The organism is Lederbergia wuyishanensis, assembly GCF_022900255.1.
GTDB lineage: Bacteria > Bacillota > Bacilli > Bacillales > Bacillaceae_C > Lederbergia > Lederbergia wuyishanensis.
Genome location: NZ_JALIRM010000010.1, coordinates 152477 through 170464, shown reverse-complemented (window position 1 = coordinate 170464; position 17988 = coordinate 152477). Strand labels below are relative to the sequence as shown.

The 17988-nt window shown below is 35.5% G+C and carries 16 protein-coding genes; 5 read left to right on the top strand and 11 right to left on the bottom strand.

Annotation, left to right across the window (positions count from 1 at the left end; genetic code table 11):
* Nucleotides 1-95 precede the first annotated feature (95 nt).
* Nucleotides 96-650: a sigma-70 family RNA polymerase sigma factor gene (locus MT489_RS14545; protein WP_244682288.1), complete on the top strand. Its 555-nt coding sequence runs from the start codon at nt 96-98 to the stop codon at nt 648-650.
* Nucleotides 640-1377 (top strand): hypothetical protein, encoded by a 738-nt coding sequence (locus MT489_RS14540; RefSeq protein ID WP_244682287.1) that lies wholly within the window; start codon nt 640-642, stop codon nt 1375-1377. Before MT489_RS14545 ends, MT489_RS14540 begins: the two co-directional genes overlap by 11 nt.
* 281 nt (nt 1378-1658) lie before the next feature.
* Here MT489_RS14540 and MT489_RS14535 read toward each other — a convergent pair whose 3' ends face one another.
* The 5 genes from MT489_RS14535 to MT489_RS14515 all read right to left on the bottom strand — a co-directional run bounded on the left by MT489_RS14535 (nt 1659) and on the right by MT489_RS14515 (nt 7466).
* The gene (locus MT489_RS14535; protein ID WP_244682286.1) at nt 1659-2474 is read right to left on the bottom strand and encodes a class I SAM-dependent methyltransferase; all 816 of its coding nucleotides are present in this window, start codon (nt 2472-2474) and stop codon (nt 1659-1661) included.
* 290 nt (nt 2475-2764) lie between these two features.
* Nucleotides 2765-3298 carry a GNAT family N-acetyltransferase gene (locus tag MT489_RS14530; RefSeq protein WP_244682285.1) on the bottom strand — a complete coding sequence of 178 codons (534 nt, stop codon included), beginning with the start codon at nt 3296-3298 and terminating at the stop codon, nt 2765-2767.
* A gap of 165 nt (nt 3299-3463) precedes the next feature.
* Complete coding sequence (locus tag MT489_RS14525; protein ID WP_244682284.1) at nt 3464-4681, bottom strand: multidrug effflux MFS transporter; 1218 nt, start codon at nt 4679-4681, stop codon at nt 3464-3466.
* Between the two features lie 294 nt (nt 4682-4975).
* A complete protein-coding gene (locus MT489_RS14520) occupies nt 4976-5437 on the bottom strand; it encodes a CcdC protein domain-containing protein (protein WP_244682283.1) in 462 nt (153 codons plus the stop codon).
* A gap of 133 nt (nt 5438-5570) precedes the next feature.
* Nucleotides 5571-7466, bottom strand: coding sequence for an endonuclease MutS2 (locus tag MT489_RS14515; RefSeq protein ID WP_244682282.1), 1896 nt, complete (start codon nt 7464-7466; stop codon nt 5571-5573).
* A 711-nt stretch (nt 7467-8177) separates the two neighbouring features.
* Here MT489_RS14515 and MT489_RS14510 point away from each other — a divergent pair.
* Nucleotides 8178-8795 carry a GDSL-type esterase/lipase family protein gene (locus tag MT489_RS14510; protein WP_244682281.1) on the top strand — a complete coding sequence of 206 codons (618 nt, stop codon included), beginning with the start codon at nt 8178-8180 and terminating at the stop codon, nt 8793-8795.
* A gap of 201 nt (nt 8796-8996) precedes the next feature.
* Here the strand turns inward: MT489_RS14510 and dcuC are convergent, their stop codons facing one another.
* The 6 genes from dcuC to MT489_RS14480 form a co-directional block, all read right to left on the bottom strand.
* On the bottom strand, nt 8997-10430 hold the full coding sequence (dcuC, locus tag MT489_RS14505) for a C4-dicarboxylate transporter DcuC (RefSeq protein ID WP_244682280.1): 1434 nt from the start codon (nt 10428-10430) through the stop codon (nt 8997-8999).
* A 25-nt stretch (nt 10431-10455) separates the two neighbouring features.
* Nucleotides 10456-11376 carry a ribonucleoside hydrolase RihC gene (gene rihC / locus MT489_RS14500; protein WP_244682279.1) on the bottom strand — a complete coding sequence of 307 codons (921 nt, stop codon included), beginning with the start codon at nt 11374-11376 and terminating at the stop codon, nt 10456-10458.
* A gap of 32 nt (nt 11377-11408) precedes the next feature.
* Entirely contained in the window at nt 11409-12296 is an 888-nt protein-coding gene (gene rbsK, locus MT489_RS14495; protein WP_244682278.1) for a ribokinase, read from the bottom strand.
* A 14-nt stretch (nt 12297-12310) separates the two neighbouring features.
* The gene (locus MT489_RS14490; protein ID WP_244682277.1) at nt 12311-13285 is read right to left on the bottom strand and encodes a LacI family DNA-binding transcriptional regulator; all 975 of its coding nucleotides are present in this window, start codon (nt 13283-13285) and stop codon (nt 12311-12313) included.
* 281 nt (nt 13286-13566) lie between these two features.
* Complete coding sequence (locus MT489_RS14485) at nt 13567-15369, bottom strand: beta/alpha barrel domain-containing protein (protein WP_244682276.1); 1803 nt, start codon at nt 15367-15369, stop codon at nt 13567-13569.
* A gap of 513 nt (nt 15370-15882) precedes the next feature.
* Nucleotides 15883-16176 (bottom strand): transposase, encoded by a 294-nt coding sequence (locus tag MT489_RS14480; RefSeq protein WP_244682275.1) that lies wholly within the window; start codon nt 16174-16176, stop codon nt 15883-15885.
* Between the two features lie 158 nt (nt 16177-16334).
* On the opposite strand from MT489_RS14480, the gene MT489_RS14475 reads away from it, so the two are divergent.
* Nucleotides 16335-16880: an HXXEE domain-containing protein gene (locus MT489_RS14475; protein ID WP_244682274.1), complete on the top strand. Its 546-nt coding sequence runs from the start codon at nt 16335-16337 to the stop codon at nt 16878-16880.
* Between the two features lie 524 nt (nt 16881-17404).
* Nucleotides 17405-17860: a MarR family winged helix-turn-helix transcriptional regulator gene (locus tag MT489_RS14470; protein ID WP_244682273.1), complete on the top strand. Its 456-nt coding sequence runs from the start codon at nt 17405-17407 to the stop codon at nt 17858-17860.
* Nucleotides 17861-17988: the final 128 nt, after the last annotated feature.

The window sequence follows — 17988 nt, the reverse complement described above, 5'->3', positions numbered from 1 at the left end:
CCGGCATCTCTGGGCATTATTTATTTTTTCTTAAAATAGAACCTAATTGGATTGAGAATCGTCAATATACTAAACATCATTAATGGGGGAGAAATATGATTGAAGAGGTAAATAATTCCGAAATAGAACCTCCTTATTATTTAAATAGAAATGAGAAATTAAAATGGTTAATGAGGACTTATGGTAATGATGTAATCAGGGTAGCTTATACTTATCTCAAACAAAAGCAGTTGGCAGAAGATGTGGCACAAGATGTGTTTATTAAATGCTATGAAAAAATGGATACGTTTCGAAATGATTCGTCTTATAAAACCTGGATCATAAAAATTACTGTGAACAGATGTAAAGATATTTTAAAAAGTTGGTCATATAAAAATTTGCTGATCACTAACTACTTTGAAAACAAAAAAGTTGTTCCATCGAGTCAATTGCAAAGAGATGAAGAAAGTCAGGTATTATCTCAGCAATTAATGGAACTACCAGTAAAATTAAGAGAAGTTATTATTTTATATTATTATCAAGAGTTTACGATTGAAGAAATTTCGGTTTTATTGAATGCAAAACCGAACACAATTAAAACTAGATTACACAGAGCTCGTCTCCATTTAAAAAAATTATTAGAGGGAGCGTCGTCAATCAATGAATGGTAAACTAATAAATATTAAAGAAAAAATGAATAAAACTGTTTTACGGGATATTTATTTTAGTGATGAGTTGGAACAAAAGGTTCTCTTCTCCATTAAAAATTCCATGCATAAACAAGACGTTTCACCGTTTAAAAATAGATTTATTTCTCTATTAAGTTTAACAGTAGCTGCTGTTTTCTTCATAGGAATTTCCCTTTTCGTAGGTACCCAACTTCATTTGTTTAAAGGGGACCAAGAAAGTAATGCAAGAATAATAGAAACGGAAAAAAACGGAACAGTAGTTAATCCATCAGAAGAAATTTCAAATAATGAAACTTCTCTACCCCCATTTGAATTAACATCTGATGAAGAAAAGGCGTATAATAATTTTCAAAGTAATTTAGACTTAACATATTTAAAAGGATTGGGACCTATTAGTATTGCGAAGTTATATATTAAAGCAGGTTTCGATAAAAAGTATAATGTGCAATACGCCTTATATACGGATAGACCAGACTACATTCAGTGGTCAAAAGAAGAGGATGAAAAAATTCCTGAATCGCATAGAGGTACCAATGAACAGAACTTCGAACGTTACAAGAACATTGACAAAGGAAACTTCGTGCAAACAAGCGATTATGAGGGTTATATCGAATATGATTCAAATGACAATTCAGAAATCAAATCCGGTTTCAAAATGGTAAAAGACGAAAATGGAGTTTGGAGAGTAGCTTTTATGCCAACTCAATAAAGTAACGTAAACGTCAGAGTCTTTCTGACGTTTTTTATTCTCTATTGCGAGGACTTGAAAAGGTCACATGGATATGGCATTAGCCCGCAATCTCCTGGAAGTAGCTATTATCCATCAGCTACTTTCAGGTAAAATTCAGGTGGAGTAAACTGTTTTTCTCCACTTGGTTTATTTTAGGGACTTATCAGACAGCCCCTCTTTATTAATGGATAGCTCAATAGAATATGGCATCTTTTTTACTTACATAAAAGTTTAAATTTAATATTCATCATGAAGTGAGGTTATTTAATTCCAATACGCATGCGATAACTAAATAGAATATCTTGAGATTGATCATCAAATGCTAGGTTAACTTGTCTTTTGAATTCATTGATTGCATCTTGTAAATCATTCGCACCTAATTTTAATGCAGTCTGTACTCCACCTTGGCTTAAGGCAATATTGGCGTATCGAGTTGCATCACAACGTTCCCAATGATGAAAAACAATTTCTTTGGAAAATGGGAATAAACCAGAATCTCGAATTTGTTGAAGGTGTTTTTCTTTATTCCATTTAAAGGCTAATTGATTAGCTTGTGCAAGTTCGGCAACACGTGATTCAGCATGAGAAACTAAGGCTTGATAACTCTCTTCAATCTCTTTCGTAAAAGTCGGGGGCCAGTCACAATCATAGGCTGCAAAGACACCACCTTTGCAAAGGACACGAGCAAACTCTCGCAAAGTGGGCTGTGGATCCATCCAATGAAAGGATTGGGAACAAGTAAGGATATCTACTGATTCAGATTCCAATTCCAAATGATAAGAAAGACCCTTCATAAACCTAAGATTTTCTGGCTCCTGTTGTGCACGCCATTGAGAAATAGCCGTTTTTCTCATATCATCATTTGGTTCAACCCCGATTATCTCGTCTGCATGATTTAACCAGATGAAGGTAGACAATCCCGTTCCACAGCCGACATCTACAACCCGATTAGGCCGCTTAGAAAAATATCTCGTTAAAATTTTGACGATATCAGACGGTGGAATTGGACGATTTTGATCATAGAGCTGACTATATCCTAAAAAACGAACTACATTATTGGTACGAATATCATTCATAATTATCCTCATCCTTCTCCATTTGTAGCTTATTATTGGGCTGATTATACCACATGTATCCATAAGATATTGTCACAATTGAAGGTAACTAACTTAAAGCTGATTAACGATGATATCATTATTAAGAAAGATGGGTTATGCCTGTTAACATTGGAATCATGATCGAAGCTTTGAGAAAGAGGGGTAGTAGTAAATCTTCCTTTTTTCTTATTTCTAATCAAACGTTTAATTAGTTTTCCGATTAATAGATTTTAATTATTTTACCCACCATAAAAAAAGAGTTCAATCCATTAGTGAATTGAACTCTGGCCTTGCCCCCATTCCTCAGCCAAAATGGCATAGTAATATTCATCCCACCATTCATGGCCATGAGGGATACATTTTTTGAAATGTCCTTCCCTTCGCATGCCGATTTTTTCCATTACTCTGTAAGAACCGGTGTTTTCAGGCTGGCAAGTAGCTATTATTCGATGTAATTTCATAGTTTCAAATCCATATTTCAACAATGCATATGCAGCTTCAGAAGCATAACCTTTATTATAATATTCGGGGTTAAAAACCCAGCCAATTTCATAAGTATGTTCCCCAAAATATTTAAAAAAGACAATATGGCCAATCAACTTATTTTCCTTAAGAAGAACAACAGGGAATTTTTCAGCCTTCTCACCAGTGTTTTTATCGATGAAGTTTTTTGCGTCCTCCTCGGAAAACACAGATTCTGGAAGGTAGTACATGACTTTAGGATTGGAAGTGTATTCATAAAGAGCCTTCCAATCACTAGGTTCAAAGTTTCTAATGAGTAATCGTTCTGTTTTAATGTTCATTTAGTTACTCCTAATCTATGATTTTTGAGTTGTTTTTACTCAAACTGTGTTTCAGGATCTAGAGCGATGGTGAAAGACAAGAAGGTTGTGAACTACAAGTGCGTTATCCAATTGTAGACAGCGTCTTTATAAAGTGCTAATTATTAAATAAATCTTGTCTCCGACTTAATGATTAAGCGCTTGTTTCTCGGAAGCCCCCACTGTTTTATCCTTTTTAACAAGGAGTACGTAGTTGATGATGGCTAGAAAGCTAGTTGTAAAAATAATAACTCCGAAAGGTATCGCAGAATATTCACCTGCAATCCCCACAAGTGGGGAAGTAATAGAACCTAATAAAAACGGAAGCACACCTAGAAGTCCCGCTGCACTACCTGCAATGTGCCCTTGCGACTCCATCGCTAATGTAAAAGTGACCGGACCAATTAAACCAAGTGATGCGACAAATAAAAAGAGAGGGATAACCAAAGAAAATAATGGTCCATGAGAAAGGACTACGATCAAAACAGCTGCACTCGTGATAAAAGCCATGGACATCCCAATTAGTAGAATTCGACTTTCTGGTATCCGTCCTGCTAGTCGTCTAACAGTCTGCGCTCCTATAATTAAACTAATTCCATTCATTGCAAATAACATCGCAAATACTTGGGGTGACACCCCGTATATCTTTTGATAGATAAATGGAGTTCCAGAAATGTAGGCAAAGATACCTGCCATCATAATTCCTTGTGCCAGTGCATAGCCCATAAATGTCCTATTTTGAATTAATGTTTTAAAGTTACGCAATAACTCCGAAAAGTTGCTAGGAACACGTTTTTCGACTTGCAAGGTTTCTTTTAATTTCCATGTAGTGATGCTTGTTAAAAATATTCCAAGAAGCCCTAGAAAAATAAATACTCCATTCCATGTAGAAAAAGAAATGACAGCACTTCCCGCAATCGGTGCGAGTAAAGGAGCGAGATTACCAATCATCGTAAGGAGTGAAAAAAACTTCGTTAACTCAACTCCACTATATAAATCACGAACAATTGCACGGGAAATGACCATTCCAGCGGATGCCGCAAATCCTTGTAAAAATCGTAAAGCTATAAAAGTAGCAATGTTTGGCGACAAAGCACATCCGAAAGAAGCAATGGCGTAAACAATCATTGCTATCCATAAAGGTTTACGTCTTCCATGAACATCACTCAAGGGCCCCATGACGATCTGCCCTACACCAACTCCTAATAAGCAGGCAGTTATACTTACTTGGATGGCAGATGCACTTGTTCCAAAAAACTCGGTCAATTGTGGAAATGCCGGAAGATACATATCAAAAGTAAATGGCCCTAATGCAGAAAAGGCTGCTAACAAGAGGGCAAATCTAATCGGATTCTTTTTATTCATTTTACAGCTCCTATTTAATAGTTAAAAAATCTTACGAGTATTCAGGTTTGAAAGACTTTGAGGTATTTATTCTAATATCAGCCAGTATATACGTTAAAGATAAATTCATCAAAACAGAAATACTATTTGCTATAAGAGGTTGATAGTGTTTAAGAGGAACTACAGACGGAATAACCTCCTGATTATAAACATTTAATGTTAAAAGTAATGTATATTTTATCAAAACAAATATTAAAATAAGGGACTTCTCTAAGTCCCTTATTGTCTGACGAATGCAATCCAAAATTACTAATATTATTTTGATACATATACTTTACGAAACTTAAAATAACTAGAAACTTTCCAAGGAATTAGATAACTACATGCAGTGACGAAGAAGAGTAGCATTCTTGAATCCGAATCCATATCAATGATTCCACGAATGGTCCATCTCATGGCGAAAAGCAATAGAAATATAACAACGAATGCCAGACTTTTCTTTACATAAATCATTCCGTCTTCCCGTCGTTCGTAGCTAGTCGTAAAGATCAAAGGGATGGAGAAAACACAACCTATCAATAACGCGACAGTTACCTCTGTAGGTGTTACATCAGCATTGGGATTCATAATTAGTGCGTATCCTGGTGTTAACAAAAATAGAGTTGCAATGATCCTCGTTCCTTTACCCCTAATAGGTTTGAACATTGAGATGATTTGACGATAAAAAATCAAAGCAGCAACAAGGATTATAATAATAAGAATTGGACTATAGTTCATCATCAAACCAGCTTTCAAGTTATTTATCTTTTTAGCGTTATTAAAATCTTGCGTGGTTAAAAATAACATTTCGTTTTGAAAGATTCAATAGCTTTTGAAAATTTATTATCTTGGCTATCTTCTTCTGTATCACTTATTTTTTTCGTATTTCTTTATGAATTTCACGAAGTGCTTTCTTCGAGCCTCTTTCAATATCGTGATTGAGCTTTCTCGTTTTATAATCTATGAATAAAGTGTCTAAGTCATAACCTGCTGGATATAACTCTACAGCTTTAAACTCTAGAGCTAGTCGCTTTTCATTTACCTCCATCAATTGATTTTGATAAAACACGGTGACGTTATGGTAGTCGTCTTTTTCTCTATACACAATTCCGAAGTCATCGTGGTCTAGCAGTTTGACGCGATCTCCTTTTTGATAGTCGATATGGTTTTCCGCTTTTTCAACAACTACTTTTGCTTTTCGAATTTTATTTTCATTTAATCGCTCTAAGCGATATTCTTTATTTTTCATATAATCTTCTGCTCTTTTTAGAACATTTTCCGGTACATTCATCTTTCTAGAGATCCATAAGGCGTTACTGTCTCCGGATTGCCCGATTAGCAGTTTAAATAAAGGTTCTAATGTTTCTTGATTGAATTGCATGGCAGCATTCATAAAGTCACTATGCATTTCAGAGAATCGTTTTATTTCTCCATAATGTGTTGTCGCAACGGTAATACACCCTTTGAGATAAAACTCTTCCAAGAGGGAGATAGCTAAAGCGGCTCCTTCATTTGGTTCAGTCCCACTGCCAATTTCATCGAATAGTAACAATGTATTATTGTTTACTGAACGAAGGATCTCAGATAAGTTCTTCATGTGAGATGAGAACGTACTAAGTGCATTTTCTAAACTCTGATTGTCGCCAATATCTACAAAGACGTTGTCAAATACTGCAATTTCAGTTTCTTTCGAAGCTGTAATATGAAATCCAGACATCGTTGCCAATGTAACAAGACCAATCGTCTTCAGTACAATTGTTTTTCCTCCGGCGTTAGGGCCGGTTATGATTAAGCTGCGATAACTGCTGCCAATCTGAAATTGAAGCGGAACAACATGACCTGATAATAGTGGATGCTTGCAATTAACTAATTTAATATCCCCGTGGTCATTAATGTTTGGTTCAATTCCATCCCCTTGTCTGCTATATTTCCCTTTAGCGAATATCATATCGTACTGAGATATAAGCTCGATATTAATATTGATAGGTTGGAGATTTTCTGCCACTAACCCAGTTAAAGTAGCAAGTATTTGATATTCTAACATGGCTTCTTCGGATTTGAGCACTGCTAATTCAACACTTAACTTTCCAACCACACTCGGTTCCATAAAGACAGTCGTGCCTTTTGAAGATATTTCAATAATCGTTCCGGGTACTTGATTTTTATATGATGCTTTAATAGGGATTGTATAGCGATCATCTTTTACACTAATGATGAATTCCTGAATATAGTTTCGATTGGCGCTGCTGTTTAGGAATTTATTTAAACGTTCTTTAATTTTTTGCTCAGCCGTTTGAATTTGATAACGAACACGTTTAAGTTCTTTGCTGGCGGCCGAATCGACCTGATTATTTTTAATGGAAAAATTAATTTCCTCTTCAATCCCCATGAATTCTGTCATGGATTTAGCATAGGACGCTAAGGTCGGAGCAAAGAATTCTTTGCTGGACATGAACATTTTAATTCTTCGGCAGCCTTTTAAAAAATCGGTAATATTTAAGAGCTCGGCTGGGTCTAAAATAATGCCTTTTTCCACTTTAGAAATGATATGTTCAATGTTGGAAACACCCATAAAAGGTACGCTTACTCCTGTATCCAGAATGGTACGAGCTTCCGATGTTTCCATTAGTCGATGTTTTACTATTTCCAACCTTGAACTAGGGACTAATTTATCAATTAATTCCCTGCCCAGTCCGCTTACACAATAAGATTTTACAATCTCTTTTAGTTCATTGTATTGTAATTTTTCAAACGTATTTTCATTCATGTTTCATTCTCCTCAAAGTGATTATTTGGATCGACAATGAAGAAACCTACTCGTAGGATTTCAATGAGTTTTAGATAAATAAAAAAGCTGCGGCAGATACCGCAGCTTACGTTTACAAGGCAAAAGTAAATACATAAATTAAACCATCCATTACGATAGTTCAAATCATGAAATGATGCACTTGCATATAAAGTAGGTAGGTATCTTCATAGGCGGAAATAAGTCCATGTATAAATAAGGGGTATGAAAATGAAAAATTCCCCTAATTTCAAAAACTTCCTTATTTCCTTTTAATTTTTTCCTATTTAGAAACTACCGCACTCACAAAATGCACCTCTTCTTATATGAAAGATTTTCTCATTGAAATCGCTTTACACAATTTATTATACTTTGTGATAAAGGAAAAGTAAATAAGGGCATATGCCTTTATACGTTTATGATTATAAAAAAAATATTTATGGATCACGTTTGAAGAGAGCCATATTTCCAAGTATTTGGAGTAACTGTTTATCTAAACAAAAATTGGATGATTAGTTTGAAAAGAAAAACAATAACTTCTGTTTATTCATTCCAAATAAAGCTGATTGGTCAAAAAAATAGACATTCAAAAAAATTCAAAATATAATGATACTTATTTAATTTATTGAATATCCAGTTTAGGAATTACGGTTTGCTTTATTTAAAAAATCATTATGGTGAGGGTATGATTTAATGTCAGAAACTAAAGAAAACGTAGAATTCTTATCAATTCCAATGTACAAAAGTAGGATGAGTTTGTTCGAAGTTTTACCCATATTAAAGAAAGGTGTTGTTTTTGTAGGAGACAGCTTAACACAGCGAAACCATTGGCAAGAATTTTTCCCAGCACAAACGGTATTGAACAGGGGAATTGATAGCGATCGTTCTTTAGGTGTTTTGAGTAGGTTAGATCATATTGTTTCTTTGGAGCCGAGAAAGATTTTTTTGATGATTGGTATTAATGATATAAATGATAAAAGGGATATAGAGCGTATCCAAAAAAATTATGAAGCGATTATATTACGAATTAAGTCAGAATTACCAGCGACCGAACTATATATTCAGAGTGTGCTCCCTGTAAATAACAGTGTATATAATCACCCGATCAATAACAAAGATGTAAAAACCTTAAACATGAAGTTAGCAGAGCTTGCAGAGAGAAATACTGTAAAGTTTATTGATATATATCCACATGTGTTAAAGGAAAATGAACTCGACGAGAAATATACTGTGGATGGATGTCACTTATCCGGGCAAGGATATGCTGCTTGGATTGATTTTATCAAGGAGTATGTAAATGAAATAGTTTAAATTAAGTTGTCCTATACATGAAAAACAAACTCTGACAGGTTTTAAAGGTTTTAACGGGAGTAAGATAACACACAATACTATAAATTCTATTGGATGATAGCTCCACATTCCTTATGTATTTATTGAAGAATGCTCGGTTTTTATTGAGTCCAAGAAAAAAAGGGTAGAATGATCGAATTCTACCCTTTTTCCTGTATCTTTTTAGTACAAAATCATTGAAAGAATAAACATAAAGACAATACCAGCAATCATAGGAATTGATGTTCTTTTGACAATTTCAAGTGGTTGAGCTTTCGTAGTTCCTGCGACAATCAATACAACAGCAGCAACAGGAGACACGGCACGCATAAGGTTACCAGCTAATCCCATTGGTATGGATAAGGCAATAGGGCTTATGCCGGCTGCATCCGCTAGTGGTACAACGAGTGGAACCATAGCGAAGAATAGGGCGATACCGCTTCCGCTTAATAAGACGATTAATATAGTTAAGGCAACTAGGATAAGTGGTAAAACGAAATCTAATCCTTGCCCGTGGATGCCTTCCATGGCAGATTGTAGAGCGTCAATAAGACCAATTGACTTTAAACCAGTAACATAGACGGATACTGCAACGAGCAAGGCTACGATTGGAATCGCTCCACCCATTCCTTTAAAGAAGCTTTCTGTATCTTTCAGCGCTTTATTATCGCCGCGATGTCTTATTAATTCACAAATAATCGCTAGAATTAAGGAAACAATCGTTGCAATCTCGACCGTAATTTGAATAGTGGCTCCTGTTGATATTTGTATACCATAGGATACAAGCAAAAGAATAATTGGAAAAATAGGAAGAATAGCATAAACCGTTTTAAATAATTTGCCACCCTCAATTTTTGACAAGTCATTTTTACCATCGCTAATTTCTTCTGCTGTAGCTTCATTTGTGTTAGATAAGCTCTTTTTATCCATTCTTTTTTGCCAGAAATAATGAATAATCGCAATAAAAATTAATGTTGGAATCGAAACAATTGCATGATAGTTAAAAACATAATCTGATACCGTTAATCCTGCAAACTCAGGATGCTTGGCCAGTTCTTCTGCAATAGCTACATTATCACTTCCAAGTGGTGTCGGAACAATTGTTGCAGATGTAGCAATGACAGCCGCAGCAGAAAGAGCGGACATGCCAGCTTTCCGTAAAACAGGGTAAAGAGTTGCTAATAAAATTATCGCCAAGTTTGAGGCACTAGGTATTACAAGAGACAATAGGTTACCTAATAAGAATACGACAGGAACTAAAATATAGACCGATTTAAACTTCGAAATAGGTTTTGTTAATACATTAACGGTGACATCGTTTGCTCCAATGGCAGACATATAAGCTGTGTATCCACCTAACATGAGGATAATGAAACCTGCGGCTCCCAATGTATCTTTAAACTGTGCCACAATCACTTGTAATGGGTCCAATAAGAATGAGCCAGTGGACTCGAAGTCCTTGATGGCTATATCTTTTCCCATCGCAAGGCTAATTAAGATGAGAAGGATCCCCATTAAAAATAGTGTGATTTTGATGTCCATTTTCTTGATGAGCATATAGATGACGACGATCACAGATACAATCGCCGATGCATACATGATGAAATCGAGAGCCATGATTGTTTTTTCCTCCTTCTAGCTGTTAATTACATTTTCTTAAGCTGTTAAAAAACCAATCTGTAAACATTTGAGCGTCTACATCTGTGCAAACTTTCGCATTGCTCTGTTTTCCTAAATATCCTTTTAAATCGACTACTGTACAACCTGCTGTCAATGTGCCAGATAGTTCAACATCAACGAATGTATCTACAGTCTTAAACATATTTGGTTCAAGCAAGTAGGCTATCGCAAAGGAATCATACATTTTTAACCCAGTTTTCATACTGCCCCCGCGATACTTTTTAAAGAGCTGATAGACCATCTTGCCAGTTTCGTTCATATCTAGTAATTGTTCACTATCTTCAGGGTAAATGAGTGCTTTCCAGCCTACATCCAGTCCTGCCATCACAATGGGTATGTTACTTTGAAAGACGATTTTGGCTGCTTCTGGATCAGCGAACATGTTAAATTCAGACATGACTCCTGCATTTCCTCGAGTAGTTGAGCCTCCCATGAGAACAATTTCTTCAATATTTTCCTTAACTTCAGGATATACCTTAAGTAATAAAGCGATATTTGTCAGTGGTCCGATTGGAACGAGAGTGATTTTCTCTTTGCTTGTTGTGATGACACGATACATCGCGTTAACGGCATTTTCTTTTAAAAGCAGTTCATCAGTTGGCTCTTCAAAATCAAAGCCATCCATACCAGTAGAGCCATGGATATCGCTTGCATCAATAGGGTCTTTGATTAAAGGACGAGAGGCACCTTTAGCTACTGGAATATCTTTTTTGAAAAATTTTAGTAAACGAAGAGCGTTATACGTCACTTTATCAAGGCTCACATTGCCTGCCACAGTCGTGATGAGTCGCACATCCAACTTTTCACTATACAAGGCGATTGCTATCGCAACTGCATCATCAATTCCGGGATCTGTATCAATAATGATTGGTCTTTTTGTCATTTGTTGTTCCTCCTAAGATCATTACAGTAAGATTATTGTTCGAGCGATTTTAAAAATTGATTGACTTCTGCTTCAGTTGGCATGCCTGTTTGGGCGCCCATTTTAGTAGTCGACAGAGCAGCCACTGCATTTCCGAAACGGCAAGCTTCCTCAATGGAAAGTCCCTTACTTAAAGCAGCTGCTAATCCACCATTAAATGAATCTCCTGCACCAGTTGTATCAACGACTTTTATTGAATGGGCAGGAAGGTGCACCTCTTTTTCATTTTTGTAAAAAACCACGCCTCGACTACCTTGTGTTAAAATCAACTTGTTTTTTATTTCGTCGATATTTCTATTTTTAAGTAAAAGCTGTACTTCATGCTCATTTGGTGTAATGTAGTCCACAAGCTCGATTAGGGAGTCTGGAAGTTCTCTAATTGGAGCTGGATTAAGAATGACTAGTACATCATTTTCTTTCGCAATTTTTGCTGCTTTCTGAACAGCCTCTAGTGGAACTTCTAATTGGAGGATTAAGATATCGCTGTTTGCAATAACTTCTCTATTCTTTTCTACAAAATCTGCTGTAACATAATTATTTGCTCCAGGGGTTACAATAATTCTATTATCTTGATTTGAAACGATAATAGTTGCTGTTCCTGTGATATAGGTAACCGGTTCCACATTGGACGTATTGACCCCATTTTCAATTAGATGTTGAACGAGGTCTTTACCAAAACTATCATCCCCAACGCAGCCAATCATATGAACCGGAACACCGAGTCTTGCAGCGGCTACCGCTTGATTGGCGCCTTTTCCTCCAGGATTCATTTGAAATTTTTCTCCGATGAGTGTCTCACCTTTTTTCGGTATTGTTTCTGTAGTGGTCACTAAATCCATATTAATGCTTCCGACCACTACAATTCTAGGTGTATCCTGCATTCCAGTATCCCTCCTTATGTGGAATGTCTTTCTATTAATTTTACATCTAAAGTAAATAGATTCTGTTGAATAGAATTACCATCAATCAATTGTACAAGTAAGGAGGCTGCTTTTTTTCCTATTTCATAAATAGGCTGTGCAACAGTAGTTAATTCTGGAATGGTTGATTTTGATAAGGCAATTCCGTCAAATCCTATGATTGATATATCTTCCGGAATTCTTAGGCCAATTTGATGTGCAGCTTTCATCGCGCCAATTGCCGTTGTATCATTAGCAGCAAAAATTCCATCTATTTCAGGATTGGTTTGAAGAAGTTCAAGGGTTGCTTCAATGGCTTTTTCCATTCCATACTGCCCATTGACAATATAGCTTTCTTTAAACCATTCTTTATTTTTTACAATGTCCAAATATCCTTCCAATCTTTCCTTTGCCGTGTACACATTCTCAGGCCCCCTAATATGAGCAACTCGTTTACAGCCTTTATCTAACAAAAATTGAGTTGCCAACTGGGCGCCTTTTTTATTATTAACAACCACGGTAGTAATATTTGTACTAACTTTTCGGTCCATGCATACAATCGGAATTTGTAATTGCTGGAGCATGTCAGGATCAAGAGAAGTGGTGGTAAAGATGATACCATCCACATATTTTTGCAAAAGCATATCTAAATAACGTTGCTCTTTTTCCTTATTGCCGTCAGTATTGCACAAAATGACATTATAACCAAGATCGGCAGCAACATCTTCCACTGCTCTTGAAAGCTCTGGGAAGAAAGGGTTCATTATACTAGGAAGAAGAAGTCCAATTGTCTTGGATTGCTTTTTAAATAAGCTCCTTGCAACTTCATTGGGCTTATAATTCAAGGTTTGAATAGCATTTTCTACCTTTTCCCTTGTATCCACACCTACATAGCCTTTATTATTTAGGACGCGAGAGACCGTAGCAACTGAAACTCCCGCAAGCTTTGCAACATCTTTAATTGAAGCCATTTTTCCTCACTCCAATGGGTAACCGGTTACACATAGTTTATTCCCTTTTGAAAATCATGTCAATAATTTGGAGATACTTTTCTAATGGGAAATATTGCATGAAGCTGTTTTTTCCTGTCCTTACGATGTGTTTTTTAAAAAATTGTTGTTTCGAGAAATAACATAGTCCTGTTTAGATTCAACATTTAAGATGTGATTAGACCCCCGACTTTTTATCAATGGTGGGCAGAAAAGGTACGTATGAGGAAATATATTTTTATAAAAAATAAGCCTTCAGCGGCTTATTTTTTCTTCCTAATTATTAAATATGGTGCAGTGCAAATGATTCCTATCATATATAGAATTACAGCTATATAAGCAGGGGATAGATGGAAAAAATCTGTATAACCAATAATATAGTGAGTAATAATACCAGATGAAAATGCTGGAATGGCACCAATTGTGAATGTCCACCAAACCCAGCTTTCTCCTTCACGAATTCCCCATAAGGCTAGCATCAATACGAGTAATCCCACGCTCAGTAAAGCACTTCCAAATCCTGCACGATCATGCGCAATAACGGGGATTAACCGTTCATTAAATTCATTAAGCATTTCGGGTGTAAGACATAAATAAGAAAGATCAGTTGGGACAAAGACAGTGGATGCCCCAATCACTGAGATTACAACTCCTCCAATAGATAAAGCAGCACCTAGTAGGACAAATGATAATTGGCCAATTAAGCTCAATTTCCAGGATCGATGGTTGAATAGATTTGTACTTGACGGTGCTTCATTTGCATTTTTTGATTTTGCATATCCAACAATAAATAAAGGTAATAAGATAAGCCAAAACAACCCATGAAGCCAATCGAAATAACCATAACCGATAAATAATAATATCCCTAAGAACCCAATTATACCAGCTATATTTACGGCTTTTCTTGCCCAATGCATGCCATACCTGATTCCATACCTCGCAAGCTGCATATAGATGATTCCACCTGAAATCATGGTTCCTGAAAGAGTCATCCGATCATGGGCCATAAAATATAAAATGGCAGGATTGAAATCGAGAATATCCCTTCTCATTATTCCTAAAAAAAATTCATCGTACGGAAGGATAATGGAGGTCATACTAAAAAGCAATGCTATGAATCCAGCAATTGTAATTGCTAATCCAAACAACCAATACCAAAGCCATCCTTTAACCATCATTGATTCACGCGGGAACTTGTTGCTGTATGCTTCATTGATTCGCTTTGGCAGACCGGGACCTGCAAATACATAATCATAGCCTAACATGATTAACGATGCTCCGTTATCCAATAATTGAACAGCATCTACTGGCTCTCGTATTCTACTTAAAATAATAATAGGCAAGTCAGATCCAAATGACTTCCTTATTGTAGCAAGCGAATCGTTTATCCTGTCAGTATTATGCTGATTTTCAAGTAGTATTCCACTTGGATTATAGTTTTTCAGCTCTTCTAAGGTAGTCATATCATCTGGCGAACAAGCAAATATGACAGGTTTACCTAACTTTTCCGTGAACAGTTTAAATTCATTAGCTGAATCCAATGGATGACTGTTCAGTATAAATCCATCACTATAAGGATGAAGCTTTTCGCATATCTGCTTGATTTCTTGTAAAGAGCCCTCAACCCTTATAAAAAATGGCATCTTCTTTTTTTTCAGAGAGCGTAGTTTTTCCTCGACAGTAGAAAGCTTTATAGGTATGTTGGAAAATCCATGGATTTGCTCTTTCTTTTGATCAAGAAAAAGTTCTTCCTTTCCTTTTGTACCACGAAGGGAAACTGGTCCAATTTCAAGAAAGCCAAAACCGAGGTTTTGAAACGCTTTAAGTCCAGATAATTGGGGGTCAATTTTTCCACTTAGTCCAATAGGAGAAGTAAACTGAATACCGAATAATTCTTTCTTCATTTTTTTAGAAGGTGACATATGACCAAGGAATTCTATAAATATTTCACCCATTGACGAAGAAGATAACGTACTCATTCCTCGGTGAATAAACTCCCGACTAATGGAAGGAGGAAGTTTAAGAAGAATTGGCTTGAAAATAGTGTGATATGACCAATCTGGCAAAGCTGAACTTCCCCCTTTCTTGAAAAAGTTACCCTTTTATTTAGAATTGATTTCTGTCATTATACTATACTTCTTATTGGGAAGTGATTGTGTATTCGCTTAAATAGTGATTAAAATTGCAGTTTATAAATTAAGAGGAGACAAAATGACATTGGAAGAGTGGCATAGCCAATGATGAATCTTTGTTGGAGGATTTTGACGGCTATTTTATTAAACATTTCTTTAATAGACTGAAGAGAGAATGAAAGGTAGTGAACTACAAGCTCTGTACACGTTGCTGAGTTGTGTTTTAACAAAGTAAGTTTACAAGGCAAACAGTTTTAATTGAATCATTTATAGTCAAAAAGGGTGACTATAAATGGTAATATAATCGAACAACAAATTAAATTTGTAGGACCAAATATAAAGTTCTTGCTAAATCAAAAAGCTGAATTAAGATAGCCTTTTTTTTATGGATTCCGTACTCAATCACCAACCTGATCATGAAGGACTTGCCTTAAAAAGAAAAAGAGGTCAAGGCTTTCTTTCATCAATGGTTATTATTATGAGTCGATACATAATATAAATTCCTAAGTACCCCCCGGATAATAAGAATAGTGGATTTAGAAAGATGGAGTGGATATTTGTCATAAATACAGTATTGTCTTTAATGATTTCAAAAATAGATAAAGAGGCAATATCTCCAAAAATGATGGCTGATACAATAGCACCTAAATTAAAAATAAAACGGAACCTTTCCTGTGACCTGTGCAGAAAGTACATAATAATGGGTAGAATGATGCTTGTTAGAACTAATAAAATCTTCATTATATCACCTGTATAGTATGAAAAGATTTTTTAGAAATGCTACATACAAAAATCTCATATATAACAAATAGAAATAGAACACATAAGATAATGAAATTAGTTTCACGGCATAAAGATATATTAGACATACTTAAGTATTCCCGAATAGGAGGAAAAAGATGCTAGGGTCAATATATGAGCCTTTTTACGTTGAAATACTTATTTGGCTATTCCCTGTAGCTTTTATATTTCATGGCTTAGAGGAAATAATAACGATTGAAAGCTTCATGACAAATTACAAAAACAAAAATCCGAAAACGATCCTTGTTAAACTTACGCTAAGCATAAAGAATAAGTTGGGCGCAAAATCTGCTCAGCATTCTGTTAGTATTGCATGGATTCTCCTTTATATTTCTTGGATCACAATAAACACTGCCATCAACTTGCCAACCGGGGCGAACTTTCTTCTGTATACTGCTATATTTAATGTGTTTTTTCTACAGTCATTTTCTCATATCGGTCAAACAATCATCTTCCGTGGTTATACGCCTGGTGTTATAACGGCGATATTCATTGTAGTTCCATATTCCTTTCTTACCTATTATCTATTCTTTGAAATGAGTTTAATAGACGAATATTTATTATTCAAAAGTATTCCCTTCACTATTTTAATGGTACTAGTTTTTCTAATAGGGAATCTTTGGGGGCGAAAATTAATACGATAACTAATCTAGGAACTTTTTAGTTCATGTAAAAAAAGGAAATTTTAAAAATTAGATCCGGGAAAGAGAGCCGAAAAGAAGTAACTGTATAATAGTCAGTCATCAAAATAAATATAGCTACAAGAACCGGGACGTATCAATTGATGTCCGTCCTTAATCGAACGGGCTATCCTAAGGCTCTCATGACTGACTTGGATAGCCTTTTCTTATTACTTATTTTTACTCGTTTTTACTAGATGTGTATTATGTTTTTTATTGACCATCACCCAGGAAGCGAAGGCTTCGATTCTATGCACGACTGCTTCGCTATGTATGGAATGAAATAAATCAAAATTGTGCTCCACACGAGGAAGTTCGACTTAAACAACTGGGGTAATTGAAGAATTACGCAGATGCTCCGCGAAGAGTCGGATCTGTTTTCAAAAGAATCCAAAAACATTCTCGTTTTCACTTAATCCTATTGACAAATGAAAGTCATTAATTATATAATTGTCTCGAATTCGAGATAATGAAGAGGAATGATAACGATGGACCATCAAAACAATGATATTCTAGAAGAAGAATTGTCTCTAAAGTTATTTGTTGTTTTGACACGGGCTTTAGAATCAATTAAGAAGCGTGTTGAAGAAGATATAAAGTGTTTAGGACTAAACCCAACAGAATTTGCTGTTCTTGAGTTGATTTACAGTAAAGGTGAGCAACCAATACAAAAAATTGGTGAAAAGGTGTTACTTGCAAGTAGTAGTATTACGTATGTGGTGGATAAGTTAGAGAAGAAAGATCTATTAAGAAGAAAACCTTGTCCTAAAGATCGCCGTATCACATTCGCAGTAATCACTCAAGCTGGAACTGAATTAATGGATGAAGTATTTCCTAAACATAAACAAGCCATTAAAGAGATATGTGCAGGTTTAGACGTTGATGAAAAAAAGGTAATGATTAATCAGTTGAAGAAGTTGGGATATCACGCCCAAGGATTATAATTTTTTTAAATATTTATCTCGATTTCGTAATATACTAATTAGAGTTAATTAGAATCTTCAGTATCGCAAACCTGTATATGAATTTGTACCTTAAATCAGGGTAAAAATACGTAAAATCATTAATTAAC